This window comes from Novosphingobium sp., assembly GCF_024642085.1.
In the GTDB taxonomy this organism is placed as follows: Bacteria; Pseudomonadota; Alphaproteobacteria; order Sphingomonadales; family Sphingomonadaceae; genus Novosphingobium.
Map to the genome: position 1 here is coordinate 1 of NZ_JAHEBV010000027.1, position 25839 is coordinate 25839.

Annotated in this window: 22 protein-coding genes, 1 tRNA gene, 2 rRNA genes and 1 pseudogene; 6 read left to right on the top strand and 20 right to left on the bottom strand. The window is 60.2% G+C overall.

Annotated features, from left to right (window positions below; all coding sequences use genetic code 11):
* The 5 genes from Q0L62_RS10660 to Q0L62_RS10680 all read left to right on the top strand — a co-directional run.
* Nucleotides 1–305: ribosomal RNA gene (locus Q0L62_RS10660) — 23S ribosomal RNA — on the top strand; the annotation flags it as partial.
* A 119-nt stretch (nucleotides 306–424) separates the two neighbouring features.
* Nucleotides 425–539, top strand: a 5S ribosomal RNA gene (gene rrf / locus Q0L62_RS10665).
* 133 nt (nucleotides 540–672) lie between these two features.
* Nucleotides 673–749 (top strand) — tRNA-Met (locus Q0L62_RS10670).
* 110 nt (nucleotides 750–859) lie between these two features.
* The gene (locus tag Q0L62_RS10675; protein WP_296679619.1) at nucleotides 860–1609 is read left to right on the top strand and encodes a sterol desaturase family protein; all 750 of its coding nucleotides are present in this window, start codon (nucleotides 860–862) and stop codon (nucleotides 1607–1609) included.
* Nucleotides 1610–1986: 377 nt separating this feature from the next.
* Nucleotides 1987–2841: a cell wall hydrolase gene (locus Q0L62_RS10680; RefSeq protein WP_296679620.1), complete on the top strand. Its 855-nt coding sequence runs from the start codon at nucleotides 1987–1989 to the stop codon at nucleotides 2839–2841.
* Nucleotides 2842–2848: 7 nt separating this feature from the next.
* Here Q0L62_RS10680 and Q0L62_RS10685 read toward each other — a convergent pair.
* The 20 genes and pseudogenes from Q0L62_RS10685 to Q0L62_RS10780 form a co-directional block, all read right to left on the bottom strand.
* A pseudogene (locus tag Q0L62_RS10685) lies at nucleotides 2849–4045 on the bottom strand (3-hydroxyacyl-CoA dehydrogenase NAD-binding domain-containing protein); the annotation flags it as partial.
* Between the two features lie 87 nt (nucleotides 4046–4132).
* A complete protein-coding gene (locus Q0L62_RS10690; RefSeq protein ID WP_296679623.1) occupies nucleotides 4133–5722 on the bottom strand; it encodes a fatty acid--CoA ligase in 1590 nt (529 codons plus the stop codon).
* Between the two features lie 59 nt (nucleotides 5723–5781).
* On the bottom strand, nucleotides 5782–8937 hold the full coding sequence (gene putA / locus Q0L62_RS10695) for a bifunctional proline dehydrogenase/L-glutamate gamma-semialdehyde dehydrogenase PutA (protein ID WP_296679625.1): 3156 nt from the start codon (nucleotides 8935–8937) through the stop codon (nucleotides 5782–5784).
* Between the two features lie 75 nt (nucleotides 8938–9012).
* A complete protein-coding gene (locus Q0L62_RS10700) occupies nucleotides 9013–10035 on the bottom strand; it encodes a LacI family DNA-binding transcriptional regulator (protein WP_296679626.1) in 1023 nt (340 codons plus the stop codon).
* A 119-nt stretch (nucleotides 10036–10154) separates the two neighbouring features.
* Nucleotides 10155–11048 (bottom strand): ROK family protein, encoded by an 894-nt coding sequence (locus tag Q0L62_RS10705; protein WP_296679628.1) that lies wholly within the window; start codon nucleotides 11046–11048, stop codon nucleotides 10155–10157.
* A gap of 83 nt (nucleotides 11049–11131) precedes the next feature.
* Nucleotides 11132–11599, bottom strand: coding sequence for a prepilin peptidase (locus tag Q0L62_RS10710; protein WP_296679630.1), 468 nt, complete (start codon nucleotides 11597–11599; stop codon nucleotides 11132–11134).
* Between the two features lie 55 nt (nucleotides 11600–11654).
* Entirely contained in the window at nucleotides 11655–12380 is a 726-nt protein-coding gene (locus tag Q0L62_RS10715; RefSeq protein ID WP_296679633.1) for a tetratricopeptide repeat protein, read from the bottom strand.
* A gap of 1 nt (nucleotide 12381) precedes the next feature.
* On the bottom strand, nucleotides 12382–13353 hold the full coding sequence (locus Q0L62_RS10720) for a type II secretion system F family protein (RefSeq protein ID WP_296679636.1): 972 nt from the start codon (nucleotides 13351–13353) through the stop codon (nucleotides 12382–12384).
* A gap of 4 nt (nucleotides 13354–13357) precedes the next feature.
* The gene (locus Q0L62_RS10725; RefSeq protein WP_296679638.1) at nucleotides 13358–14359 is read right to left on the bottom strand and encodes a type II secretion system F family protein; all 1002 of its coding nucleotides are present in this window, start codon (nucleotides 14357–14359) and stop codon (nucleotides 13358–13360) included.
* Nucleotides 14356–15747, bottom strand: a complete 1392-nt coding sequence (locus tag Q0L62_RS10730; RefSeq protein ID WP_367183286.1) for a CpaF family protein — start codon at nucleotides 15745–15747, stop codon at nucleotides 14356–14358. Before Q0L62_RS10730 ends, Q0L62_RS10725 begins: the two co-directional genes overlap by 4 nt.
* Before the next feature lie 2 nt (nucleotides 15748–15749).
* Nucleotides 15750–16907 carry an AAA family ATPase gene (locus Q0L62_RS10735; RefSeq protein WP_296679642.1) on the bottom strand — a complete coding sequence of 386 codons (1158 nt, stop codon included), beginning with the start codon at nucleotides 16905–16907 and terminating at the stop codon, nucleotides 15750–15752.
* A gap of 57 nt (nucleotides 16908–16964) precedes the next feature.
* Complete coding sequence (locus tag Q0L62_RS10740) at nucleotides 16965–17597, bottom strand: TadE/TadG family type IV pilus assembly protein (RefSeq protein WP_296679644.1); 633 nt, start codon at nucleotides 17595–17597, stop codon at nucleotides 16965–16967.
* A complete protein-coding gene (locus tag Q0L62_RS10745; RefSeq protein ID WP_296679646.1) occupies nucleotides 17594–18082 on the bottom strand; it encodes a TadE/TadG family type IV pilus assembly protein in 489 nt (162 codons plus the stop codon). Before Q0L62_RS10745 ends, Q0L62_RS10740 begins: the two co-directional genes overlap by 4 nt.
* A 2-nt stretch (nucleotides 18083–18084) precedes the next feature.
* Nucleotides 18085–19638: a TadE/TadG family type IV pilus assembly protein gene (locus Q0L62_RS10750; RefSeq protein WP_296679648.1), complete on the bottom strand. Its 1554-nt coding sequence runs from the start codon at nucleotides 19636–19638 to the stop codon at nucleotides 18085–18087.
* A gap of 21 nt (nucleotides 19639–19659) precedes the next feature.
* The gene (locus Q0L62_RS10755; protein WP_296679650.1) at nucleotides 19660–19959 is read right to left on the bottom strand and encodes a hypothetical protein; all 300 of its coding nucleotides are present in this window, start codon (nucleotides 19957–19959) and stop codon (nucleotides 19660–19662) included.
* Nucleotides 19949–21460 (bottom strand): type II and III secretion system protein family protein, encoded by a 1512-nt coding sequence (locus Q0L62_RS10760; RefSeq protein ID WP_296679651.1) that lies wholly within the window; start codon nucleotides 21458–21460, stop codon nucleotides 19949–19951. Before Q0L62_RS10760 ends, Q0L62_RS10755 begins: the two co-directional genes overlap by 11 nt.
* Nucleotides 21450–22379, bottom strand: coding sequence for a Flp pilus assembly protein CpaB (cpaB, locus tag Q0L62_RS10765; RefSeq protein WP_296679655.1), 930 nt, complete (start codon nucleotides 22377–22379; stop codon nucleotides 21450–21452). Before cpaB ends, Q0L62_RS10760 begins: the two co-directional genes overlap by 11 nt.
* A 67-nt stretch (nucleotides 22380–22446) precedes the next feature.
* Nucleotides 22447–22641 (bottom strand): Flp family type IVb pilin, encoded by a 195-nt coding sequence (locus Q0L62_RS10770; RefSeq protein ID WP_296679656.1) that lies wholly within the window; start codon nucleotides 22639–22641, stop codon nucleotides 22447–22449.
* Between the two features lie 565 nt (nucleotides 22642–23206).
* Nucleotides 23207–23401 carry a Flp family type IVb pilin gene (locus Q0L62_RS10775; RefSeq protein WP_296679658.1) on the bottom strand — a complete coding sequence of 65 codons (195 nt, stop codon included), beginning with the start codon at nucleotides 23399–23401 and terminating at the stop codon, nucleotides 23207–23209.
* Between the two features lie 439 nt (nucleotides 23402–23840).
* Nucleotides 23841–25004, bottom strand: coding sequence for a CoA transferase (locus Q0L62_RS10780; protein ID WP_296679660.1), 1164 nt, complete (start codon nucleotides 25002–25004; stop codon nucleotides 23841–23843).
* Nucleotides 25005–25159: 155 nt separating this feature from the next.
* Here Q0L62_RS10780 and Q0L62_RS10785 point away from each other — a divergent pair.
* The coding region (locus Q0L62_RS10785; protein WP_296679662.1) for an MFS transporter at nucleotides 25160–25839 on the top strand (680 nt) is incomplete at its 3' end.

A 25839-nucleotide genomic window follows, 5' to 3' on the forward strand; every position in this document is an offset into this window, starting at 1 on the left:
AGCTGGGTTCAGAACGTCGCGAGACAGTTTGGTCCCTATCTGCCGTGGGCGTCGATACTTGAGAGGAGTTGCCCCTAGTACGAGAGGACCGGGGTGAACATGCCTCTGGTGTACCTGTCGTTCCGCCAGGAGCGCAGCAGGGTAGCTATGCATGGACGGGATAACCGCTGAAAGCATCTAAGCGGGAAGCCTCCCTCAAGATTAGGTATCTTCGAGTCGTCGTAGACCACGACGTTGATAGGCCGGATGTGGAAGCGCAGTAATGTGTGGAGCTAACCGGTCCTAATAACTCTGATCATGCTTGAGAATTCCACCATCAATGACAGTTTTGCTGTCTGCGATATGTGGACGGTTCTCAGCCAGATCGCGCCTTAAGAACGCACTACAGTGCATCGATTAAAACCCGTATCCGCCTGCTTTATTGCTTGGTGGCCATAGCGTCAGTGACCCACCCGATCCCATCTCGAACTCGGCCGTGAAACCTGACAGCGCCGATGGTACTACCGCTCAAGCGTTGGAAGAGTAGGACGTCGCCAGGCATTGAAGCCGGCGGGTACGGAAAACCCATTCACATGTCAGGGCATTTGCCCTACCTTAAAGGGCCGTCTTCGGCCCTTTTTGTGTCTTAGGGCTTGTGCCTGAACAAATGCGCCTTACTTCGGCGCTTGGTGACGCGGGGTGGAGCAGCCCGGTAGCTCGTCAGGCTCATAACCTGAAGGTCGTAGGTTCAAATCCTACCCCCGCAACCACAAGAACCTCGCTTCGGCGGGGTTTTTTGTTGCCTGCAAGCATGGTTCATCTTGGGGAGCAGACTGTTCCAGTCTTGTCGCCAGTGTGTTTGCCCTGATAAGCAATGTTTATGACGCAGGTTTCGCCTTTTTCAATCAACGGACCATTGGTCGCGATGATTGCGATGTGTGTTATAGTGGCTGCACGTTATGGGGCGGTCAGCGGTGCATTTGCCTTTCTTGGCACGCGTCGCAGGCCAAGTCTGCACCAGGGACTGGCCAGGCAAATAAAAGCAGAGATCCGCTGGTCGATCATCAGCGCTGCCATCTACGGAATGCCCGCTGGTCTGACAGCCTGGGCATGGCGCGAAAAGGGTGCCACCCTGATCTACACTGAAGCAGATGCTTATCCGCTTTGGTGGCTCCCGCTCAGCTTAGCCATCGCCCTGCTGCTTCAGGATACGTGGTTCTATTGGACCCACAGGTTGATGCACCAGCCATCGCTGTTCAAGCGGATGCATGCCGTCCACCATGCCAGCCGTCCACCAACAGCCTGGGCCGCTATGAGCTTTCACCCGACCGAAGCCCTTACGATGGCGTTTTTCGTCCCACTGCTCGTTTTTGTATTGCCGCTCCATATCGGGGTGGTTGGGCTTCTGTTGTTATTGATGACGGTAATGGGCGTGACCAATCATATGGGCTGGGAAATGTTTCCGCATGGCCTGGTCAAGGGTCCCTTGGGTGCCTGGGTTATCACCGCAAGCCATCACCAAGGGCATCACCAACGGTATGATGGCAATTACGGCCTCTACTTTCGATTTTGGGATCGTCTCTGCGGAACCGATCGGGGTCTGGGAACGTTTGGGCGTTCGCCGCGCTGAAAGACGGCGCATCTTGTCCGTTAGATTGCTGGCGACTATTTAGCGGGCTTCACCTGACCCCCCATTGTTGCGGGAACGCATCCTAACCAGAAAGGTCTCGTCCCGTCATGTCCCGCGCGCAAGCAAAGCTCGCGACAGTCGTTGCCTTGATCCTTTGCATGGTAATTGCAATCGCTACCGTGCTGGCACTATCACTGTCAGGTGCACCCGACTTGCAAACGACAACCAAAGCAACGCCAATAAGCGCCCTGCCGGGCCTTCCCGGGGAAGCGCCGGTCCTCGTAACTGCAACTACCTTGCCCCCCGGTGATGCGCGCGCGCGCAACGCTGCCGATCCTTTTTTCTCCGCAAAGGTCGCCCCGGCTGCGCCCTTCCGTATGGCTGTAGCCGGAAGCGATTTTACGCGCGCTCGAGAATGTCTGGCACTGGCTGCCATGGCCGAAGCTGGCCCTTCGGATGCCGGCCAGCGTGCAGTGATCCAGGTCATTCTAAACCGCGTACGTCACCCCGCCTTTGCCAAGACGGTCTGCGGGGTGGTGTTCGAAGGATCTCAGCGCGAAACCGGGTGCCAGTTCAGCTTCACCTGCGATGGATCGCTCGCACGGCAGTACGGTGCGCAGGCGTGGGACGCAGCGCGCACGCGCGCGACCTTGGCTTTGACCGGGCAGGTGTTTGCGCCAGTCGGCAATGCCACGCATTATCACACGGATTGGGTATATCCGTACTGGAGCCCGAAGCTCATCAAGCTCACGCAGGTCGACACACACCTTTTTTTCCGCTGGCCTGGATACTGGGGAACGCCTGATGCGATGCGTATCGGCTATCGCGGCGGAGAACCGGATTTGGCGTTACAGCAAGGCGAAGCGACAAGCGCCGAGGTGGTTCCGTTCGCTACCTTCGCGCCTCTCCCGGCCAATACCCCCAAAATTTCGAGCGGACAGGTAGCTGCGCGCGATCCCAGCGGACGCGGCAACTTCCTGCTAATAGCCAATCGCGATGCCGCGCAGACAGTGGCCAATGCCCGCAAGTTGTGCGGGACTACACCGACGTGCAAGGTGCTAGGCTGGACCGAAGGTTCTGCGATACCGGCTACGTTCCCCCTCCCGCCTGCGTCCCGCAAGGCATTGCAGTTCAGCTATGCGCGCGATCCTTCAGGGGCGGAGATTACGCTTTACGGATGCGACTGGTTTGCCGCTGTACCGCGAGACCAGTGCATTCCGCGCCCGCGTTAAGGGCGGATCAGACGGTAAAACGCCCGCCCTCTCTGGCCAATCGGGCAAGCAGGGGTGCAACTGGCAGGTTGTAATTTTCCAGCCCAGTTGAAATCTTGTCCAAGCCTTCTCGATCGGCCCAAAACATCGGTCCGCCAGTCCAGGCTGGCCAGCCGTAACCGTTTAGCCAAACAAGATCGATGTCGCTCGCGCGCTGCGCTATGCCCTCATCAAGTATCAGCGCGCCTTCGGAAATCATTGGATAGATCAGTCGGGCAAAGATCTCTGCTGTGCCGACTTCGCGCTGGGCTACGCCTTCCTTGCTGGCGAACTCGGCGATCATCGATGTGACCTCGGCGGACGGGGTGCGCTTGCGGTCGGCATCGTAATCGTAAAAGCCTTTGCCGGTCTTCTGGCCCCATCGCCCCGCAGCGCATAGTGCTTCGCGGACCGTAGTCACTTTCGAAGGGTCGCGGTGCCAGCCGATATCCAGGCCTGCCAGGTCTCCCATCTGGAACGGCCCCATCGGGAAACCGAATTCAAGCAGAACCTGATCGATTGCATCATATGCCGCACCTTCCATCAGCAGTGCATTGGCCTGTTCCTGGCGCCGTGCCAGCATCCTGTTGCCGATAAAGCCGTGGCACACGCCCGATACCACCGGCACCTTGCGGATCTTGCCGGCCAGTTGCATCACCGTTGCCAGCTGGCTTGCTCCTGTTTTCGTGCCTCGTACCACTTCCAGCAATTTCATGATGTTGGCGGGTGAGAAGAAATGCATGCCCAGCACGGCTTCGGGCCGTCCGGTTGCGGCGGCAATCTCGTCAACGTTGAGGTAGCTGGTATTGCTGGCCAGGATTGCGCCCGGTTTTAATACGGTGTCCAGCCGGCCGAACACCTCCTTCTTGACCTCCATCGCTTCGTAGACCGCCTCTATCACGAGGTCGCATTCAGACAGTGCTTCGAAATCGAGTGAGGGCGTCAACGCCGCCATTGCTGCCGTTGCCACCGCAGGCTCGATCCGACCGCGCTTGACGCTGGCTTCGTAATTTTTGCTCATCAGAGCCACGCCGCGGTCAAGCGCGGCCCGTTCGCGCTCAACCATCACGACCGGAATGCCGGCCGACAGAAAGTTCATTGCTATCCCGCCGCCCATCGTGCCGGCCCCGATAACGCCGACCCGATCGATCGGGATAATCGGCGTATCGGCGGGAATGTCATCTATCGTCGCACACAGCTTCAGCGCGGCGTCAATGTGCGCCTGCGCGCCGGGAAGGGGGTCGGACATGGCATTGCTCCTACGCAAGGGACATTAGTTGATCTGGCGTTCGCGCCCCTCCCAATAGGGTTCGCGCAAGCTGCGGCGCAAGATCTTGCCGCTGGGGTTGCGGGGCAAGGCATCGATCACGTCGACGCTCTTGGGAACTTTGAACCCGGCCAGACGCTCGCGCGCCCAGTTGATCACTGAATCCGCGTCGATCAACGCGCCGGGCTTTGGCACGCAGACCGCTTTAACTGCTTCGCCCCATTTCTCGTCGGGCACGCCGATGACAGCGACCTCCAAAACGTCTGGGTGGCCGTAGATGCCGCTTTCGACCTCGGCCGGATAAACGTTTTCGCCGCCGGTAATGATCATGTCCTTGGCCCGGTCATACATGTACACGTAGCCGTCTTCGTCCTTGTAGCCGACGTCACCTGTCGCGACCCAGCCTTCGGCGTCCATCGTGCTGGCTGTCGCTTCGGGCAGTTTCCAGTAACCAAGCATGTTGGACGATGACCGGGTGACGATCTCGCCAATTGCGCCTGTCGCCACTTCCTTGCCGTCGGCCCCACGGATGATCAGCTCAACCCCCGGCAGCGGCTTACCGGCTGAACGCATCCGGGGGTTCCCCTCTACCGTGTGATCTTCGGGTGGCAACACGCAGATCGTGCCTGTGGTTTCGGTCATGCCGTAATTCTGCACAAACTCTGCCCCGAACATGGCAATGCACTGGCGCAGCAGTTCCAGCGGGATCGGGCTGGCGCCGTACATGATGTATTTTACCCGGCTGAAATCGGTTGCCGCGCAGTCCGGATGGTTGAGCAGCATCTGCAGCGCGGCGGGCACGATGAAAAAGCGCGTGACGCCGCGGTTCTGGACCGCATCAAAGACCCGGACCGGATCAAATTCGGTCAGGATCACGCCGGGCAGGCCGGCAGCAAGTGCCACGATGCCTAGTCCGGTGCCGCCGATATGTGCGCAGGGCATGGCAACAAGCACGGCCTCGTCCTCGTCCCACAGGCTGTAGGGTGCAGGGTTATCCATTCCAGCCTTGCGCAGGCCGAACAGGTTGCGGTTGGACAGCACCGCGCCTTTGGGATTTCCGGTGGTGCCGGACGTGTACAGCTGAAGGATTGCTTCATCTGGGCCTGAAGGCTCAAAATGGCTGCGCGGCCCGCTCAGGATGAAGCTGCGGGTCTGGTCGGCAGTAAAACAATGCTGCAAGCCGGGACGCGTGCCAAGGGTCTTGGCGCAGGCTTCAAAACCGTCGCCCAGAAACAGCGCCTGCGCCTCGGCGTTGTCGATGATGAAGGCGGCTTCGGGTTCTGCCAGCCGCCAGCCGATCGGTACCATGACAATGCCGGCCCGCGCCGCGCCGTAAAACAGCGTGAAATATGTTGCGCTGTTCTTGCCGAACCAGGCGATCCGATCGCCTTTTTTAAGGCCCATGCCCAGCAGCGCCGTAGCCACCCGCGCGGTAGCTTCTTCCAGCTGCGCGTAGGTAAGGGTAAAATCATCGCCTTCCAGCGCAACGCGGTCGGGCCGGTCTTTTGCCCAATAGATAAGGAAATCATCGAAGGTAAACAAATCCCGCGTGAGCTGAGCCTTCGCCAACAGCCGCGTGTAAGTAGCCTGATCCATGCCGCTCTCCTCGCGGCCATTTTAACCGTGCGATTAAGAAGGGCAAGCAGCGATCGCGATCAGTCCAAACCGCCTGCCATCAGGCTGGCATTGCCGCCTGCGGCCGTCGTATCGATGCAGGTAACGCGCTCGGTCGCAAAGCGCGCAACATAGTGCGGTCCGCCAGCCTTGGGTCCGGTGCCCGACAGGCCTTCCCCGCCAAACGGCTGGCTGCCCACCACTGCGCCGATCTGGTTGCGGTTGACATAGAAGTTCCCAACCCGGGCCCGGCCCTGAACCCGCTGCCGGGTCGCATCAATCCGGCTGTGCAGGCCCAGTGTAAGACCGAAGCCGGTAGCGTTGATCGCGTCGATTACGGCATCCAGTTCCTCTGCGGCAAAGCGCACGATATGAAGTATCGGACCGAAGTGTTCGTTAGTCAGATCAGAGATTGTATCGATCTCGATGATAGCCGGGGCAACGAACCTGCCGCCTGCGCATTCCGACGGAAGGTCGCGTTGCCACACCATTCGGCCGGCTGCCCTCATCGCGGCCAAATGGCTTTCGAGCGCCAGCTTGGCCGCTGCATCGATAACCGGGCCTATGTCAGTAGCCAAGCTGGACGGATCGCCGATCACCAGCGCCTCGAATGCGCCGCGGATCATTTTGACCATCTGTTCCGCAATATCGTCTTGCAAATACAATACGCGCAAGGCGGAACAGCGCTGTCCCGCGCTCTGAAATGCGCTTGCCATCACGTCACGGGTGACCTGCTCGGGCAAGGCCGAGCTGTCGACAATCATCGCATTCTGGCCGCCGGTTTCCGCAATGAACTGCGCCAATGATCCCTCGCGCCCCGCCAGGGTGCGGTTGATTGCGCGTGCCGTTTCAGTCGACCCGGTGAAAGTGACCCCGGCAATTCGCTCGTCAGCGGTCAACATCGCGGCAACACTGCCGTCGCCAGGCATGAGCTGGACCACTGCTGCAGGCACGCCGGCCTTATGGAACAGGTCGATGGCATAGCCGGCAATCAACGGAGTCTGCTCGGCCGGTTTGGCCAGAACCGTATTACCCGCAGCCAAGGGGCCGGCAACCAGTCCGGTAAAAATGGCCAACGGGAAGTTCCACGGGCTGATTGCTACAAATAATCCGCGCCCATGCAGGGTCAGCCGGTTGCTTTCGCCCGTCGGGCCCGGCAGTGCTTCTCCCTCTGGTGTGAACAGGCGGCGCGCTTCGGCAGCGTAGTATCGCAGGAAGTCGACCGCCTCACGCAATTCTAGCACCGCGTCAACCAGTGTCTTGCCCGCCTCACGCTGACAGATCGAAAGGAACAGGTCGCGGTTGTCTTCGTACAGATCGGCTACGCGTTCCAGCAGATCGGCACGCGCCGCTCCGCCAAGCGCATCCCAAGCTGTCTGTGCGTTTACGGCAGCGGCGATGGCCTGGTTGATTTCTTCGGCGGTAGCGTCATGGCTCTGGCCGATTAAAGTGCCATCTGTGGGCGAACAAATCGCCCTCTCCGCACTGACCTCAAGTCTAGTGCAGGTTCTGCTAACTCGCGTTGGTTCGGCCACCCAGCTGTCTACCTTGGCTAGTTCGGCAAGCACATCCGTCAGCGGATTGCGCACCAGCGGATCGGCAAGATCAATTCCCGCGCTGTTGACACGCCCCGCAAAAATATCGCGCGGCAAGGGTATCGCCGGATTGCGGCGCGGCTGCAGCCCGGTGAGTTCGGTCACAGGATCACCAACCAATTCGGAAACAGCAACCTCGGCATCGGCCATGCGGTTGACAAAGCTGCTGTTGGCCCCGTTTTCCAACAGTCGCCTGACAAGATAGGCCAACAATTCCTTATGCCCGCCAACTGGCGCGTAGATACGCACTGGGGTGCGCTGCTCGCCGCGACCAGCCTCATAGCGAGCCAATTCGGCATAGACATCTTCGCCCATGCCGTGAAGCCGCTGGAATTCGAACGGGGCATCGCCAGCCAATGCCTTGATCGCGCCGATAGTGTACGCGTTGTGCGTAGCGAAAGCGGAATAGATGGCATCGGGGGCGGCAAGCATTTTAGCAGCGCATGCCAGATAGGACACGTCGGTCGCGACCTTGCGGGTGAACACCGGATAGTCGCTGTGCCCGCCGACCTGACTCAACTTTATTTCGCTGTCCCAATAGGCGCCCTTGACCAGCCGGACCATGATCCGGCGGCCATACCGGCGGCCCAGCGCCGCCACCCAATCGACCAATGGCACGGCGCGCTTGGAATAGGCCTGCAATGCCAGACCAAAGCCTTGCCAGCCGCCGGCGAACAGTTCCTCATCGGCGACGAGCGTCTCGATGATGTCCAGCGAAAGTTCAAGCCGCTCAGCTTCTTCCGCGTCAATGGTGAAATGTACATCGGCATCACGTGCCTTCAAGGCCAGGTCTTTCAGCATTGGCACTAGCGCGGCCCGCGCGGCTTCAGCATGGAAAAAATCATAGCGTGGATAAAGTGCGGACAGCTTGACCGAAATCCCCGGCGAGCGGACGACGCCGGCGCCGGCCTCGGCGGCGATAGCGTCCAGCGCGCCGTGGTAAGACTGCAGATATTTCTGCGCGTCTGAAAAGGTCATTGCCGCTTCGCCGAGCATGTCGAAACTGTGTGTCAGGCCAAGCTTGCGCTCGGGCGCAGCGCGTTCAAGCGCCTCTTCAATAGTCCGGCCGAACACGAACTGGCCGCCTAGGATCTTCATTGCTTGCAATGTAGCCTGGCGGATCACCGGCTCGCCTAGGCGGCCTACCGCTCGCTTAAGCGTGGCGCCCAAGCCGCCCGCCGCTTCGCGCCGCTGGTCGAGCACCTGCCCGGTCAGCATCAACGAAAATGTTGCAGCGTTGACGAAGGTTGACCCGCTTGAGCCCAGATGATCGCCCCAGTCGATCCCGGAAAGCTTGTCATGGATCAACGCGTCGGCGGTGGCGGCATCGGGCACGCGCAGCAGCGCTTCGGCCAGGCACATAAGCGCGATGCCTTCGTCCGTGCCAAGCCCGTACGTTTGCAGAAACGCGTCCAGCCCGCTGGCCTTGTGCGCCCGAGCACCTTCGACCAGTTGCGCAGCTATGCGTTGAGCTGCACGATGTGCGGCAAGGGATTTCGCGGCCTGGCGCAAGCGCTCGGCAATGCAGGCTTCCTCGTCCATCCGGTAGGCCAGACGAAGGGAGGTGCGATCAGGCAAAGCGGGCAAGCGGAACTCCGACACAGGGGATCTTCCGGCCCTAGCACTAGTTGCAGACGAAACCAATCAGGCGGTTGAAGCCGCAGTCATGCAGGGACTTCAGGCGGTATCGCGGCGTATCGTCTCGGGTTGCATGATCACGCTTGGGGCATCGTTGCCGGCGATGCGGGCAAACAGTGCGTCAACCATGGCGCGAGCGCCCTTGGCCACATGCTGGCTGACGGTCGTCAGTCGTGGCACGGTCTGTTCCGCAAAGGGCAGATCATCAAAACCGGTGACCGCCACCTGATCGGGCACCAAGATTCCGCGATCGGCAAGCACCCGAACGGTATGCATCGCTACAAGGTCAGATACGGCGGCCACACCATCAACCGTTCCTGCAACTTTTGCGAGGTGAGTGGCGATGTCGTCGGCCATATCGTCCGCCGCGATGTGGACGGGCAGTATTTTTGGTGCATCGACCCCGGCTGCCAGACAGGCCTCTTTCACCCCTTGAAAACGCTCGTTGAATTCGATCGGACCGGTATCACCCAGAAAGACGATGTTCCGGCACCCTCGGCCAACCAGAATCTCGCCCGCCAGACGCCCGCCGGCACGGTTATCAACGCCCACAGTGCATTGCTTCTGGCCCGGCTTGTTGCTGCCCCACACTACCATCGGACGATAATAGTCTGCTACCCGTTCGATTGCATCGAACTCGTTAGACTGGCCGATCAGTAAAACTCCGTCCAGCATACCGGAATCGACAATGCGTTCCAGCCAGTCTTCGGCATCTGGGATCACGCGGCTGAGCATGATGTCGTAGCCGTTTTCCGTCAGCGCGTCGGCCAGATGGCCCAAAATCGTCATGAAGAAGGGATCAGACAGGTGTTGGCGCTTTTCATGACCAAGAGGCACGACTACGCCGATGACCTTCGTTTCCTGAACGCGCAGGCGCCGCGCCATCTGGTTCGGGCGAAAGCCATGTTCGCGTGCCAAAGCCTGGATCCGTTCCCGCGTTTCCTTGTTGACGAGGCTCTTGTTCGCCAAGGCACGCGACACCGTTCCTGCCGAAACACCGGCCATGCGGGCCAGCTCGGCAATGTTGCGGATACGGGCTGGCGGCTGGCTCGGTTTGGTCATCGGCTTTCAGTGCAAGGCATCGCCGGTGCCTTGCAGCAACAGCGCGGTTGAGTGATGGGGCGGGGTGCCGTAAGTGTCAACCATTGCTGCTGCACCTGCGAACGAAGGCTGTCGATCGGTCAGGCCAGCGCCGATCTTCCCAGGGCAATCGCCCCGGTGATCCCGGCATCGTCGCCCAGTGCAGGCGCGGCGATATAACGCTCTAACCCAGCGTCGAGCTGCGGCGCCTTGATATACCCCGCAATCCTGGTTTCGGTTTTGCGTCGAACCGCAGCAAGCAGGGCCGGGCTTTTCATGACTCCCCCGCCAAAAATCAAACGGTCAGGCATGTGCAGCAGGATGAGGTTGGCGGCGAGAACGGCGATATAGTCAGCAATCAGGTCAATTGCCGCCGGATCGTCCAGTTCACTCAGGCTTTTTCCCCAACGGGCGATGATCGCTGGCCCACTGGCCAGCCCTTCCAGGCAATCTCGGTGAAAGGGACAATGACCGCCAAAGCTATCAACCGCAGCGTCACGCGGGACCGGTATATGTCCGGCTTCATAGTGTGAAAAGCCCATCAGAGACTTTCCTGCCCGTAATACGCCCGTCCCGATGCCAGTCCCGACCGTCGTGTAGGCCAGCGTGGTGCAACCCTGTCCGGCACCTGCCAGCCATTCGCCCAACGCTGCGCCGCTGACGTCGGTATCGACCACGACCGGTGCGCCGAACGAGCCGAGCACGTCGTGAAACCGTGCCCCGGACCAGCCGGGCTTTGGCGTCGTGGTGAACGTGCCGTAGGTGGGTGATAGCGGATCAATGTCGATTGGCCCGAAACTGGCTACGCCAAACGCCGCTATCGGGCCATGATCGGCCGCTGCGGCCCGAAAAAACTCCGTCAGTTCGGGAAAGCATTCCTGCGGCGTGCGGGTAGCGATGCGGGTACGGGCCAGAATCGAACCGGTTTCATCGGCAAGCGCGGCGACAAACTTTGTGCCACCTGCTTCAATCGCGCCGATCAGCTGCTGCGTCATCGCCATTACCCCTTACCTTATGTCGCGCGCTGATCGCACGTGCAGGACCGGGCGACAACCATGCCGCAATCGAATGCAGCGCGTCAGTATTGCAGGGCGTAAGTGGCTATCGTGCCCATTCCCAGGGCGATGCCAAAGGGCAGCTGCGCCGATTTTCCCTGCCGAAGCGTGAAAGTGGGCTTGCCCTGAAGTTTTTGCCAGATGAACCAGACGAAGACGAGCGCCAGACCGGCTATCGCGATCAGACCTCCCAGCACAAAACCCTTCTGCAGCGGAAACCAGGCTGCGCACGCGGCATAGAACTTGCCGTCACCTCCGCCAAACCAGCGGATCGCAAACAAGGTCATACCGATGACCAGTGCGACAGCGGCGTGCGCGGCATGCCAACCAAGCCCAGTCAGGCCCGCCTGCCAAAAACCGTACACCAGGCCTAGCAGCAGCATTGGCCCGCAAAGTAAGTTGGGGATCATCCTGCGGCGGGCGTCGGACACCATGCCTGCAATACATGCCAATGCCAGAGTGCCGCTGAAGAGGGCTTCAACGACACTCATGGCAAAGGCGTCCCGAGGGTCTGCCCTCTGTGACCTCTATTCAACGCTTCATGGCCTAACCCGGTTTGAAGAAAATGGTGCGGGTCTTGGCCTTTTCCTCAACCGCCGCGGGCGCGCCTGTACCGACGGTCGCATCAAAGGCCGCTTCGATTGTTCTGGCTTCGATCACCGGCTTGGTTTTGGCGCGCGTGATGACCATTGCCGTGCGGACCGGACCTGCGCCGGGCGTGGGCGCGGCAGTCTTGATATAGAACTGGTTGGCGCCGACCCGCTGCAACTGACCAGGTGCAGCAGCCTGACGGGTCTTTGCAGCGGCGGCTTGCTGTTCTTCTGCTCGCGCCAGCATGGCATTGGCCTCATCCGCCTGATGGCGCTTTGCAAACAGGGGCGAGCGCATCAGCCGCGACAAATTGGACTGGTAGCGCATTTCGTCCGGATCTATCTGCGCAGCGCGTTGAAAGTACCGTTGGGCAAGGTCAAAACGGCCGATCCGGGCGTAGGCAACGCCCAGGCCGTTGAGCGCCGGTGCCGGAGCCTCACCGCTTGTCACAGCGCGGGTGAATGCTTCAATCGCCATGCCGGCGTTGCCATGATCAAGCGCCTTTCGGCCCGCATCGGTCATCACGGCGACCTTGACCGGAGCCGCTTCGGCCGCGACCTGGATCTGCTCCTCGGTGCCGGTCTGGCTGGTCAGCTTGTTTTTGCCGAACAGCGCGCTGCAGCCCGGCAAAACAAGGCTGAGCAGCGCCAATGTGACAACAGGTTTCAGGTTCACAGTCATGTTACCCTCCGTTCAAGGCAGGAAGCAGTTGACGAACAACGCGAATGGCCGCCGGCAGCATCAATGTGCCGATCATCACCGGCAGCATAAAGACAACAAGCGGAATGGAGATGAGCACGGGAAGACGGTGGGCTTTTTCTTCGGCCCGCATGCGCCGTCGTTCGCGCATTTCGGATGCATAGACCCGCAGCGTGGTAGCGATCGACGTGCCAAGCTTGTCCGACTGAATGAGCAGCGTCGAGAACGAGCGGATTTCGTCCACCCCGGCCTCATCCGCCAGGCGCCGCAGTGCCTCCTCTCGGCTGGCGCCAGCGCGCAAGCGAAGCGTCGCCGTGGCCAGCATGCCCGAAACCAGCGGGTGGCTGTTGATCATTTCCTTGGCCACCCGGTCAAGTGCTGCTTCAAGGCCGAGCCCCGCTTCGACACAGACCAGCATCAGGTCAAGGCAATCGGGAAAGCCGTTCACAATTTCTTCGCGCCGGCGATCAGCCTTGGCGCGAACATAAAGGGCGGGGATGAAAAGTCCCATCGCCGCAAAGATCGACCCGAAGATGTAGAGTTTCAGGTAAGATAGTTCGCGTCCGCTCCACAGCGAAAACAGAACCAGCAGAGTCGGCAGCGCGATGACGAGGACCAATCGCAGCAGGGTGTAAAGTCTTGGCGCAACAGGTGAAGTATAACCCGCAGCACGCAGCCGTTCGACCAGATCGTCGCTCTTGGTGTCGGACAGGTCGAGACCGGCTTTTTCGATACGGTCAACAAGGCGGATCCATGCCGAATCGTTGCGCGCTGTCAGAGTTTCGCTGTTGACGAATGTCGTTCCGGAGCCGTGGATGTCGCGCAGTTCGCCCCGCACAGCCATGCGCTTGGTAGCAAGATTCACCAAGGTCCATATGCCCAGCACAACCAACGCGAAAACCACAAGCAGGACGGAGACGCGGATCGAGGGGGTGGATGCGATCAGATCGAGCATTCTGCTAAACCTTCAGGTCGATCATGCGGCGGATCATCCACACACCGAAGAAATACATCAGTAGCAAGATGCCGAAGCCCCAGACGAAGATCGGGTCGGTGGCGACTTCAAGATAGAACCGTGCATTGACCAGAAACATCGAAACCAATGTGAAGACCGGCAGCACGGTCAACATCCAGCCGCTCATCCGGCCTTCAGAACTGAGCGCGCGCACTTTCATGTACATGCTGGCCCGGTCGCGGATCACTGCGGCCAGGTTGCCAAGGATTTCCGCAAGGTTGCCGCCGGTTTCGCTTTGCAGCGACAGTGACACCACGAACATGCGGATGTCATCAAGATCCCAGCGTTCAGCGAGGGCTGACAGGGCGTCGGTCAGGTTCGCACCGTAGGATACCTCATCCGAAACCAGTCCCATTTCGCTGCCCAACGGGTCTTCCATTTCCTTGGTCAACAAGTCGATTGCCGACGCCACCGGATGCCCGGCGCGCAGCGCGCGAACAAATATGTCGAGCGAGACGGGGAATTGCTCTTGCATGCGCTTGCGGCGCTTTTCGGCCATGCGGCTGATGACCATTATTGGAATCCCGAAGGCGATAGCCCCGCTGATCCCCAGCACCAGCTGAATGACGCCAGCAGTTATCGCCATCCCCGCCGACCAGGTCAGGAACAGGATCAGGCTGGCAAGTCCGGCGAAGGCAACCGTGCATATGCCAAGGACGCTGCGCGGATCAGCGCGCACGGCCCCCATGCGGACCAGCCGCTGAAACTTGTAATAAAGCCGTTCGATCGGGCCGGCATTATCGCCCGGACGCTCGATAAGGTCCTTGCGCAGGATAGAAGACACTTCATCGCTGCTTAATCCCGAACGCAGCAGTTGCAGACGCCGGTTGATAGCCTTGGTTTCGGCGCGGCGGCCCAGTACAAAGCCAAGCACGAATTGCGACAGCAGAAAAATCGACGCGAATACCGCGACCAGCACAAAAAGGCGGATGAACAGGCCGGTCATGCGCCCAACTTCGCGCCGGGACGAAACAGGATCGGATCGAGTGAGATGCCGTGTGCTTCAAGGTGAGCCATAAACTTGGGCCGAATGCCGGTAGCCTCGAAGTGACCGAGAACATTGCCCTGGCCGTCGCGGCCGGTCATCTTGAAACGCCAGATTTCCTGCATGGTGATCGTTTCACCTTCCATGCCGGTCAATTCCGACAGGCTCATCATCTTGCGTTTGCCGTCACTTAGGCGGCCGATTTGAATTACCACGTTGATTGCCGAGGCGATCTGCGCGCGCGCTGAACGCGCGGACACTTCGATCCCCGACATGCCGATCATCTGTTCGATGCGGCTCATCGCGTCGCGCGGGGTGTTGGCGTGGATCGTAGTCATGGATCCGTCGTGGCCGGTATTCATGGCCTGAAGCATGTCGAAGGCTTCGCCGCCGCGGCACTCGCCCAAAATGATCCGGTCAGGACGCATGCGCAGCGCGTTCTTGACGAGGTCACGCTGGTTGACTTCGCCGCGACCTTCGATGTTGGAAGGCCGTGTTTCCAGGCGGGCTACGTGTTCCTGTTGCAGCTGGAGTTCGGCGGAATCCTCGATAGTAACGATGCGCTCGCGCTCATCGATATAGCTCGACAGGGCGTTCAGCAGAGTGGTCTTGCCCGAACCGGTGCCGCCCGAAATGATGATGTTGAGGCGCGAGTTCACGATGGCTTCAAGGATCGGCGCGACCTGGGCAGGCATCGATCCGAACTCGATCATCTTCTCCATCGAGATCGGCTTTTTTGAGAACTTGCGGATCGAAAGCAGCGATCCATCGATCGCCAGCGGGGCGACGATTGCGTTTACGCGGCTGCCGTCAGCAAGGCGTGCATCGACGAAGGGCGAGCTTTCGTCCACCCGGCGGCCTACAGCGCTGACGATCTTCTGGATGATGCGCAACAAGTGCTTTTCATCCTGGAAACGCGTGGCAACACGTTCCAGCACCCCGAAGCGTTCGACGAACACCGTATCGTGCCCGTTGACCAGGATGTCGTTGATCGTTTCATCCTGCAAAAGCGGCTCAAGCGGACCGAGGCCGAGCAGTTCGTCCAGCACGTTCTCAACCAGGCGTGAGCGTTCTGCCTTGTTGAGAACTTCGCCGCCGCTATCCAGCAGTTCGGCCACGACCTGGCTGATTTCAATTTCAATCCGGTCGCGCGGCATCTTGTCCAGCGCCGAGAGATTGATCTTTTCAAGCAACTGGCGATGAACCCGAACCTTCAGGTCGAGCAGGCGCGGATCTTCGCCGCCGCGGCGCGGTGGAACGACATCGGGCAGGGTGGCCGGCGACGAAGCGGCTTGCGCCATCTCGGCTGCTTCATCGCCCAGCGATGGAGCGCGCTTGACCTGCCAGATGCTCATGCCAGGCCTCCCGGCGCAAAGCGGGCGGCCAGCGTTTCAGCAATGGCGCGAACGTCGACCTGAAAACGGGACTTGCGGCTGATCTGGTGTACCAGAAGACCCTGATCCTGGGCGGTGCTCACGGTTGGTTCGTCCAGGCTGACGCTGCCCAGCACCGGACGGCCCAGCGTCTCGGTCGCATCGCCGACGTCGATGGTCCTGAACATGCGGCGCTCGGACCGGTTGACGACCAGCTGAACATCATCACCTTCGATTCCGACCGAACTGAACAGGTCAAGCCGGCGGCGAGCCTGGCGCAAGCTGCCAACCGAAAGTTCGACGACCATCAGCACCTGGCTGGCGGCTGTGAGGGCGGAAAGCGACCAGTTGGTCCAGTTGGCGGGCAGGTCGAGAACAACATAACTGTACTGGTGGCGAATGACTTCGATCAGGCGGAGCATTCGATCCGTATCGACCGATTCCAAAGGCATGATCGCATCTGGGGCGGCAAAGACATGGACATTATCCGCCCCAGTGCGCGCAACAGATCGAACCAGCTCCTCGTCCAGCCGTTCATCCGCTGCCATCAGGTCGGCGATGGAACCGCGTCCGGTCGCCGCCGTGTAGTCAGCCACAGCGCCGAATTGCAGGTCAAGGTCGATGATCGCCACGCCGCGTCCGCTGGTGTCGCGTTCCCCCAGCGCAGCGGCAAGATGAGTGGCAATGGACGTAGCGCCGCAGCCCCCGATCGAGCGAACGACGGCAAACATGGGCGCCAGCCGCACGGCGCCATGGCGCCGGCTCTTGTGCTGGGCCATGACATCGGCAGCGGTTTCAAGCAGCTCTTCGAACTTAAAGGGTAGCGAAACGACATCGTCGACCCCTTCGCGTACCAGCATGCGCACCAGGGCAACCGACGCATCGGGCAGCGCGGCGACGACCGGGAGATTGGGCAGCTTGCGCTTCAGTTCACCCAGCCGGTCCATCGAACGGCGGTTGTGCGGATCAATTTCCAACACGATCAGCGAAGCCACGCTGGCCGCATCGAGCGGCACTGCAGCGGTGTTTTCGCACGGAAGGACGACCAGGCCGGGCAGGGCATCGCTGCTTTCGTTCCAGTCAATCGCACCGGCATGTGCAGGCGACGCAACGATAAGCACGTTAGCGCACGTCAACACACCGGACTCCTTTCGACTGAACTGCGTATATTCCTGGGTACCCATGTCTGGTCCTTAACTTGAAACCGACCCGCTGCCGTCCTCCATCGTCAGCGAATAGGAAATGTTGGGGAACGTGATCCCCGCGGCTGGAAAGATGAATGTCGTTAGCGGGCGGAACTGAAGGTTCTGCACCGTAACCTTGGTTAGCGGGGCTACATCGGGCCCATTGGGGTCCCCGGAAAAGCCGATACCTGAATAGTCGTAATCGACACGAACATTGGCATAGCTGATGTCTGGGTCGATCTGTTGCATCCGCTCGACCAGGTCCTGAAATGGCCGCGTACTGTTTGTGGGCGCGAGCGCAAAACCTGAAGGAGCCGTTCCGCCCTTCCACGTGCAAGTCGTAGCGGATGACGTGCCCGTGCAGAAAATACCGGGGAAGGATCCTGAAGGAACGATGGTTCCTTGCGTGATGCCGCCGGAAACTGCGAAACTATAGGTTCGCAAGCCAGCCGGGATGGTATCCGTGACAACAGCCCGCCGGGCGCCGACTTGTACGGCCTTTGCAACCTGGTTCATATCCCAGGCGAACCGCCCGGCATCGATGATTCCAAACAGGAATAGCACCATCAGCGGCAGCACCAACGAAAACTCTGCCGCTCCGCCGCCGGTCGTGTCGCGCAAGAAGGTGCGGAGAGTTTTCATAGTCCCATCACCGGGCTTTCGGCGACGGCGCCCATGCGCATTGCCGTACTGAACCCCAGGGTTGTGCCGATCAGCGAAGGATACAGCACGTTGGCGGAAATCTTGACCCGTGGCGCGTTGCCGCTGACTGCCCCATACAGGCCGCCTTGTCCGGTTGCACAGGTCAGTGACACGGTGACGTCACCGTCAGTCCACCCGCTGATGCGCGAGTTTCCACCCGAAATTTGCCCGGTACGCGTGATGTTCTTTATTTCGGCGAGCTTGGTGGTGTTGATCGTGCTGGGGCAGGTGTAGTTGATGAAGTCCTGCCGTCCGGCAAACCGGGCAGCATCGCGCACGCCCATTACCACCTTGTGTTCGTTCCAGATGTAATAGGCGCCCTCAAACATCATGAAGGTCAGGGCCAGCAGGAGCGGCAGAACCAACGCCATCTCGGCCGCTGCAGTACCGCTTCGATCGCGCAGGAAAGAAAGGCGCGGTATCATGGTCAATGCACCAGATACGGCACGTCGCGCCGAATTGTCTGCGCTGCAATCGAGCCGCCCCCACCCAGAGTCGAACCGCCGATCACCTCGACATAAACCTGGTCATCGGTTGTGCGCTTGCTGGCGCCGTTCCCTCGATTGAATGCGGGTTCAACCAAAAACACATCGACCCATTTCAAAATGTCGACCTTGCCGTTTCCGGCGATCTTGGTTGCCTGAGACAGGCAATTGACCACAGCCATCACGAAGCGTCGCCGGTCAGGATCGGAACTGCTTTGCGGGGTACGGCAGACTGGCTGTGAATAGGCCGCAAAGCCGCCGTTGGGCGAGGCTACCGACTGCGAAGCCAGATAGGATGTATTCGCTTTCTCCCACTGGTATACCGCATAGCGCGACGCTGTGCTGCCAAGGCCGGTCAGCGATTGCCATTGCGATGGATCGAGGCCGTAGTTGACCTTGAAGTACGCGTTTCTGTCCCAGCTGCCATCGCCGATAGGTGAAGCGTTCGTGGTCGTCGAGCCGGACGTATAGCTGCATGAGCCGTCAAATGAGACGGCATGACACATGTCCCGAGGATGCCCCATTATATCAGGATAGCCCGAAGTCATCTCGGCAGTTGCCGAGGTCGGACGATAAGGAGTGTTCGCCTCTTGCCAGCCGTTGTTGCCGGTGGTGCCGCATTGGTTCTTCCGGATCAGGTCTTTGCGGCTGTTCAATGCTGCACTGCAGGTTCCGCTTCCCGGGCACGTATTTGCGCCATTGGTATCGATATCAAAGCGCGTATTGAACGCGTTGAATACGACTTCCTTCTGGCCAGGGTTCAAGCCGACTTGGTCGGCTGCCACGCAATCGAACGGAACCTGATCGTAGCCGAGCATTTTCGCCAGGTCCGAAGTTGCGTTGCCGCCATTTGAATCAAGGAACCCGAAATTGCCAGGTGCGGTGGGCGAGCCTGCCAACAGCTTTATGCCGTGACCGATCAGTGATGTGGTGTCGAAATCCGGACCGAGGTTGGTGGCCGTTTCGGCAGGATTGCACATGAACACTGGCGGGACTTTGCAGACCGATGAACCCAGCCCGGCCATGGCTCCTGCCTTGAGAGTGCCAACCAGCAGGCTGGTGAGCGGTGTAAAGGCATAGCGCACCGTGCGCACATCGACGTCGAGTTCGATGAACTTGGCGTTGGCATCGCCAGTGGCGGCGGTAGTGGCCAATTTGTCCTGCCAGAAACGTACAGAGCCGGTGGCATCGCAGGCAGTCTCGTTGGCGACCGAGATCGTGTTGCTGTCGTTGGCCAGCAAGGTCTTGTTTGTGACGAGGCCAATGGCCGCTGCTGCCGCCCGCGAGCAGGCCCCGGACTTGCCGTCAAGCTGCGTCGCGCCGGCCAGCGCGGCCTGATCGGCGCCGTTCTGCAGTTCGGAATCCATGGCCATCAGGCGGCCGTAATCGAACCCGACACCGCCGATCACCACTAGTCCGACCAGCGCCATGGCATAGGTTGCAGCAACCGCGCCTCGCTGGTCGTTGAGGAAGGAAATGATCCGCCGCTTTGCCATGATCCTGGCTCCAATAAGCCCCTAGTTTCCGCCGCCGCCAGAACCGCCGCCGCCGCCGTTGCCGACAGTGGTCGTGCGGACCTTGTCAGGCTTTTTGACCTGGTCCTTGTTGTACCGTTCGATCGCATCGGCAGCGTGATCGCCGCTGGTGATGGGGTTGGCGGTATCGTACTGGGGCGCGGGATCGATGATCTGCGCCGCCATCGTCTGACGGTTGGCTTCGCCCCAGTTGTCGACGCGGGCGCTATTCAGGCTGCCTTCGGCGCAACCTGCCAGCGCAAGCGCGCCGGCAATCAGAAAGAGCCCTGGCTTAATACGCATAGTCGCTGTCCTTCTTGGGCTGGTCCGCTGCGGGCGGCAGTTCGCCCGCCTTGGCCGACGGAGCGGCCGGCGCTGTCGCCGCGCTGCCGCCTGCGTCAAGGTTGCTGGGTCCGGCGGGCGGCAAGGCCTGCGGGTGATAGGGCTGGCCCATCAGGAAGGTTTCCAGTTCGTTGGGGTCTTTCACCCGGTCGGTCGGCAAGCGAACCTGGTCGGGCCGGATCGGCGCTACCAGATGCGGTGTGACCACGATCAGCAGTTCGGTTTCGCCCTTCTTGAAATTGGTCGAGCGGAACAGCGCCCCCAGGATCGGGATCGAGCCGAGCAGCGGCACCTGATTGACCGTTGTCTGGAAATCGCGCGACAGCAGTCCGGCAATAGCGAAGCTTTCCCCATCGCGAAGTTCCAGCGTGGTGCTGGCACGGCGCGTACGAAGGCCGGGAACCGTGATGTTGCCAACGGTGAAGGAAGCGGCTGGATCGATCGCGCTGACTTCAGGTTCGACAATCAGGTTGATCGTCTTGTCGCCCAGCACCGTTGGCGTAAAGCCAAGGCTGACGCCAAATTGCTTGAACTCGACCGTAATCGCCTGATTGCCGCCGCCAGCACCTGCGCCGCCCGATTGGGCAACCGGGATCGGAAACTCTCCGCCGGCCAGAAATGAGGCTTTTTCACCAGACAGCGCCAGCAGCGTCGGCTGGGCCAGGGTCTTGGCCATGCCTTTGCTTTCCAGACCGTTGATGAAGGCTGAAAGGCCCACCCCGCCGATCGAGAAATTGTTGCGGAACACGCCGAACTGATCGGTAATCGTCGACAGGTTCAAAGGCGCAGTTGCAAGAGCGCCGGCGGTTGTGCTGGCGCCTTTGCCAATTACGCCGGTAAACTTGCCGACACTGTCCGCTGCGCCAAAGCCGACGCCGATTTCCTTGCCAACCTGACGGCTGACTTCGGCAAACTTTACTTCCAGCATGACCTGCTGGCTTGATCCCAGCGAAATCAGGTTGATCACCTTGTCCCCGGCATAGGATTTGGCCAGCTGCACCGCGCGGTCAATCGCGCCGGGGTTGTTGACCATGCCGGTCAGCACTACCGATTCGTTTGAAATCTTGGCGTTGATGTTCTCACCCGGCACCAGTTCGCTGATCTGGCGGGTCAGCGATTCAACATCCGGCCCAACGGCCACGTCCATCACCGATATGACCCGGCCTGCGCCATCGTACAGCGTCAGGCTGGTCGTCCCCATGGCCTTCCCCAGCACATAGATCGACCTGTCGGAAATCGGCAGGATATCGGCAACCTTGTCATTGCCGATCATCGCCTTGGCGATAGGCCGATCGGCGTTGAGCACTTCGCTTTTATTGAGGGGCACCTCAAGAGTGCCGGCGTGAATTGACGGGCGCGATTGCGCTGCGGCGGGAAAGGCGACTGCGCAAGACAGCGCGGTGGCCGATAGAAGCGCCGCTGCGGAGAATGCCGCGCGCCACATGATGCGATCAGTAGCCACGGATGAACTCCTCTTCGGTAGCGCGCGTGCCGCGCACAACGGTCATGGTCGGGCCAGTCGGGCGGGGCGCTGCGGGCACACCGGCCAGCGACGGGCCTGGCAATGCAACGCGGCGGGCCGCACCGCTGATCGCGGCAGAAGAAGCATTGGCATAGCGCGTTCCGCCGCCGCCGCCGCGGGCAGGCATGTAATAACGGCCGCCCAGATCGGCGCGGGTCACGGTCTTGCGCGCGCCGGTCACCTGATCGGCGACATTGCGCAGCGCCAGGCTCATCGTGCCGGACTGCATGGCCAGGGCAAGCTTCTGGGCGCCAAAAGTATCGACCTGCAGCGTTGCTGTCTTGCCAACGGCGGGCTGGGTGTTCTTTTCATCGGCCACCTGATCGATCCCAAGGACCGGGATGGCTTCAAGGACGACGTCGGTCATCTTGTCGTTGCTGACATTGCCTTCGCCGGGGATCTGGCGGGTAAGGATGACATCGACGACATCGCCGGGACGGACAAAGCCGCCAACGCCGGAAACATCGCTGATCGGAATGGCATAGGCCAGCTGGCCCAGCGGCAGGTTGGCCGACAGCGTAGCGCGCCCATCGGCGCCGGAAACCTTGGAGGCAAGCACGGGTTCATTGGGAACGATCGGGCGCAGCGCAACGCGGTTGCGGGTCGCATCCTCGATCGAGGTAAAGGCACCGGCCGGTACGGAACTGGCCGGCCAGTTTACCAGCCGAACGTTCTGCGCAGAGAGTGCCGCGCCAAACGCCAGTTCCTGGCTGGCCACAACGATCCGCGCCATCCGGTTTTCCTCGGCAATCTTGACCTGCTGCGTTTCACGAGCAGAAAAATAGATGTTCGCCAGATAAACGGCGATCAAGCCAAGAAAGACGGCTACCCCGATGGCGATTAAATTGCGCTGTCCCATGATATCCCCCGATGTAAAAAATGAGCCGTGACGGAGAACATCCCCGTCACGGCATCAAATCGAGGTCTTAGCAGACAGCAGCGCCGCTAGTCTGCTGAGTGCAAACCGTTTCAGCGGACTTGGTCATCGCCTTGCTGACATTACCGCCCAGCAGGAAGGCGGCGGCAGCAATGCCGGCACCGACGATGGCAAGGATCAGCGCATATTCAGCAGCCGCAGCGCCGGCTTCATCACGAACGAAATTACGAACAAAATTAGTCATGGTATTCACCCCTTCATGCGCTTCCGCTTCACTTGCGGAAGCGATGAGCCATTGATCAAGATCACCGGCCGGATGGCCGAAGATCCATCACCCGTGGGGGGGCTTGATTGGAACCGGCGCGACCCTGTTTCTGTTCTGGAACCAGTACTTTCGCACCGGTCCTTTCGCGCTTGGTTCCCCACGGGGATGCTCAAACCCTCTAACGATTGCCGCACTGCGTCAACGAATTGAGGGCAGAAAATATTTAACCTGTAATCACAAAAACTTACATTACCAAAACGTAAACTGCAATGGTTAAACGTGGAGAGTTTGCAACACCCTGAAAACTCCCGACATGCGAATCATAATGCGCGCCATCCCTTGAAACGGCAATACTTTATTAAGCATACCAACGGATTGATCCTGACGATTGTGGCATGATCGCCACAGCAATGCCTGGATGATCTGAAAGGCAAACACGGCAGGCAGGGCAATGGCGGGCGCATTGCGCAAGGCGCCGATTAGCAAACAAAAACGCGCGGCCGATCGGATCGGCCGCGCGCATTCGTTGCCAAGAAGGCTGAGGTTAGCAGACGTCGCCGCCGTTCGTCTGCTTGGTGCAGATGGTCGTCGCCGCCTTTGTCATCGCCTTGCTGACGTTGCCGCCCAGCAGGAAGGCTGCGGCAGCAATGCCGGCGCCGACGATGGCGAGGATCAGTGCGTATTCGGCAGCCGCAGCGCCGGTTTCATCACGAACGAAATCACGTACAAACTTGGTCATGGTTATCACCCCTTGATTATCGCCTTCCCGGTTGGGGAATGGCATCACGTTAATCGATCGATGTGCAGCCGCTGGCTGCCAATCGCATTCCGTGAGGGGGCTTGATCGGAACCGGCGCGACCCTGGTTGTTTTTACGAACCAGTACTTTCGCACCGGTCCTTTCGCGCTTGGTTCCCCACGGGATGATTAGAAAATGTCGATAAGGGCCTGCGCCGTCAACGAAGCTGTGTTCAGAAATTCTTAACTCTGAAAATCAGTAAGTTATCTTACCACCCGGTGAAATCACATGGTTAACGCTGCGGGATCGGCATGGCGTAACGGCAAGCGGGAATCGAATCGTCAGCTGACCAATCGATGTTAAATGCGAAGTTGCGTTTGTTAATTTTTGACCCGGCAAATTGCGTTCAAGCTGGACAGTGCAGTCCCTTAAAATGTCAGTTAATCGCCCCACACCGCCGCATCGCATTCACCCAGCAGCGGGGCGGGAAGGGGCGGGGTGTTTGGCGCTGCGCTGAAGCGGACGGGCGGGGCCAGTTCGATCATTGTGCCTTCGGTGGGATGCTGGCGCCGGTTGAAAAAGCCCACCGCGCCCAGGTGCGGATCATCCAGCATATCGCCGATGTCACGCACGGCCTGCGCCGGGATCTGGTGGGCGGCGCAGCGGCGCAGCAATTCTGCCGTGGTGAAGCGCGGGGTTAGCCGCGCCATTTCCTGATAAAGCAGCGCCTGGTTGGACCACCGCCCCTTTGGCCCGGCAAAGCGCGGATCGGCCATGAAATCGGGCGATTCCAGCAGCGCAAAGATCGTGTCCCAGGCCTCGGTCGTGTAGGCGACGATGCTGATATAGCCATCGCTGGTGGGGAACGGCTGGCGATCGGGATCAAGCTGGCGGCGATAGCCGGCCCGGCCTTGCGGCGGGTCGAAAGTCTGTCCGGCAAGGTGCTCGCTTAGCGTGAAGTGCGAGAAAGCCTCGAACATTGGCACTTCGACCTTTTGCCCTTCGCCGGTCCGTTCGCGGTGGAACAGCGCGGCGATCGCGGCGTAGGCGGCATGCAGGCCCGCGACCTTGTCCGCAATCAACGAAGGGAAATAGCGCGGGCGGGGATTGCCATCGGTATGCGGCAGCAGGCTGGCGGTGCCGGAAGCGGCCTGGATGACATCGTCATAGGCTTGCAAATCGGCATAGGGACCGTCCTGACCAAAGCCGACGCAGTGGACATAGACGATGGCGGGATTGATTGCGCGCACAGCATCATAGTCCAGGCCAAGCCGTTCCAGCGCCTTGCCCCGCACGTTGACCACGAACAGATCGGCCTTGGCCAGCAGCTTGCGGATCGTGGCGGCGTCATCCTGTTGTTTGAGGTCGAGCGCGAGCGAACGCTTGCCGTGGTTGAACGCCATAAAGCCGGGCGCCATTCCCGGGGTATGCGCCGGCTTGCCCGACCAGCGGAAGGAATCGCCCGTGCCCGGGGTTTCGATCTTGATCACATCTGCACCCAGATCTGCCAGGGTCTGGGTGCAGTAGGGGCCGAACACGACCGTGGTCAGATCGACCACCCGGATCCCGCCCAACAAGGACTTGGCTGCAGCATCAGATTTCATTCCACCCCCGACGATCGACCCGGATAAGATTACGTGCATGGGCAATCGCGCGCGGCCAAAAGCAACTGTCATTTTTCTTGCAATCGATTGTTGCCAAGTGCCGAGGGCTGTGAGACAGTATGGGCAAGTCCCTCAAAGGGATCGGGGAGAATACGATGTCCACGCACCGCCCCCAGCTATCGCTGGCGCGCATACTCGAAATGAACCTGGGCTTCCTGGGCCTGCAATTCAGTTTCGGGCTGCAGCAGGGCAATATGAGCCCGATCTATTCATATCTTGGTGCGGACGAGGGGCAGCTGCCGCTGCTGCAACTGGCCGGGCCGCTGACCGGGCTAATCATCCAGCCGATCATCGGGGCGATGAGCGACCGTACCAAAAGCCGGTTCGGACGCCGCACCCCCTATTTTCTGATCGGTGCCGTGCTGTGCGCTCTGGGTCTGTTTTTCATGCCGTTGTCCGCTTCGATCGTCATGGCGGTATCGGTGCTGTGGATACTGGATGCCGGCAACAACATCACCATGGAGCCGTACCGCGCCTATGTCTCGGACCGGCTCAACCCCGATCAGCGCCAGCTTGGCTTTCTGACCCAAAGCGCTTTCACCGGGCTGGCGCAATGCCTGGCCTTTATCACGCCGTCGCTGTTGGTGTGGTTTGGCATGAACCAGGACTGGGTCGATGAACATAACATCCCCTATACCGTGCGCTTCGTGTTCTGGGCCGGCGCGGCGCTGTCGCTGCTGACCATTGTATGGTCGGTGCTGCGGGTGCCGGAATTGCCGCTGACCGCTGACGAGATGGCCCACATCGATGCCCAACCCAAGGGTGCAGGGGCCAC

Coding starts and splice junctions, on each gene's coding strand:
- Q0L62_RS10755 (WP_296679650.1), bottom strand. CDS start 19,959: ATGCGTATTAAGCCAGGGCTCTTTCTGATTGCCGGCGCGCTTGCGCTG.
- Q0L62_RS10750 (WP_296679648.1), bottom strand. CDS start 19,638: ATGGCAAAGCGGCGGATCATTTCCTTCCTCAACGACCAGCGAGGCGCG.
- Q0L62_RS10775 (WP_296679658.1), bottom strand. CDS start 23,401: ATGACCAAGTTTGTACGTGATTTCGTTCGTGATGAAACCGGCGCTGCG.
- Q0L62_RS10675 (WP_296679619.1), top strand. CDS start 860: ATGACGCAGGTTTCGCCTTTTTCAATCAACGGACCATTGGTCGCGATG.
- Q0L62_RS10745 (WP_296679646.1), bottom strand. CDS start 18,082: ATGATACCGCGCCTTTCTTTCCTGCGCGATCGAAGCGGTACTGCAGCG.
- Q0L62_RS10715 (WP_296679633.1), bottom strand. CDS start 12,380: ATGACTGTGAACCTGAAACCTGTTGTCACATTGGCGCTGCTCAGCCTT.
- Q0L62_RS10680 (WP_296679620.1), top strand. CDS start 1,987: ATGGCTGTAGCCGGAAGCGATTTTACGCGCGCTCGAGAATGTCTGGCA.
- Q0L62_RS10720 (WP_296679636.1), bottom strand. CDS start 13,353: ATGCTCGATCTGATCGCATCCACCCCCTCGATCCGCGTCTCCGTCCTG.
- Q0L62_RS10725 (WP_296679638.1), bottom strand. CDS start 14,359: ATGACCGGCCTGTTCATCCGCCTTTTTGTGCTGGTCGCGGTATTCGCG.
- cpaB (WP_296679655.1), bottom strand. CDS start 22,379: ATGGGACAGCGCAATTTAATCGCCATCGGGGTAGCCGTCTTTCTTGGC.
- Q0L62_RS10690 (WP_296679623.1), bottom strand. CDS start 5,722: ATGGATCAGGCTACTTACACGCGGCTGTTGGCGAAGGCTCAGCTCACG.
- Q0L62_RS10770 (WP_296679656.1), bottom strand. CDS start 22,641: ATGACTAATTTTGTTCGTAATTTCGTTCGTGATGAAGCCGGCGCTGCG.
- Q0L62_RS10780 (WP_296679660.1), bottom strand. CDS start 25,004: ATGAAATCTGATGCTGCAGCCAAGTCCTTGTTGGGCGGGATCCGGGTG.
- Q0L62_RS10740 (WP_296679644.1), bottom strand. CDS start 17,597: ATGAAAACTCTCCGCACCTTCTTGCGCGACACGACCGGCGGCGGAGCG.
- Q0L62_RS10710 (WP_296679630.1), bottom strand. CDS start 11,599: ATGAGTGTCGTTGAAGCCCTCTTCAGCGGCACTCTGGCATTGGCATGT.
- Q0L62_RS10700 (WP_296679626.1), bottom strand. CDS start 10,035: ATGACCAAACCGAGCCAGCCGCCAGCCCGTATCCGCAACATTGCCGAG.
- Q0L62_RS10705 (WP_296679628.1), bottom strand. CDS start 11,048: ATGACGCAGCAGCTGATCGGCGCGATTGAAGCAGGTGGCACAAAGTTT.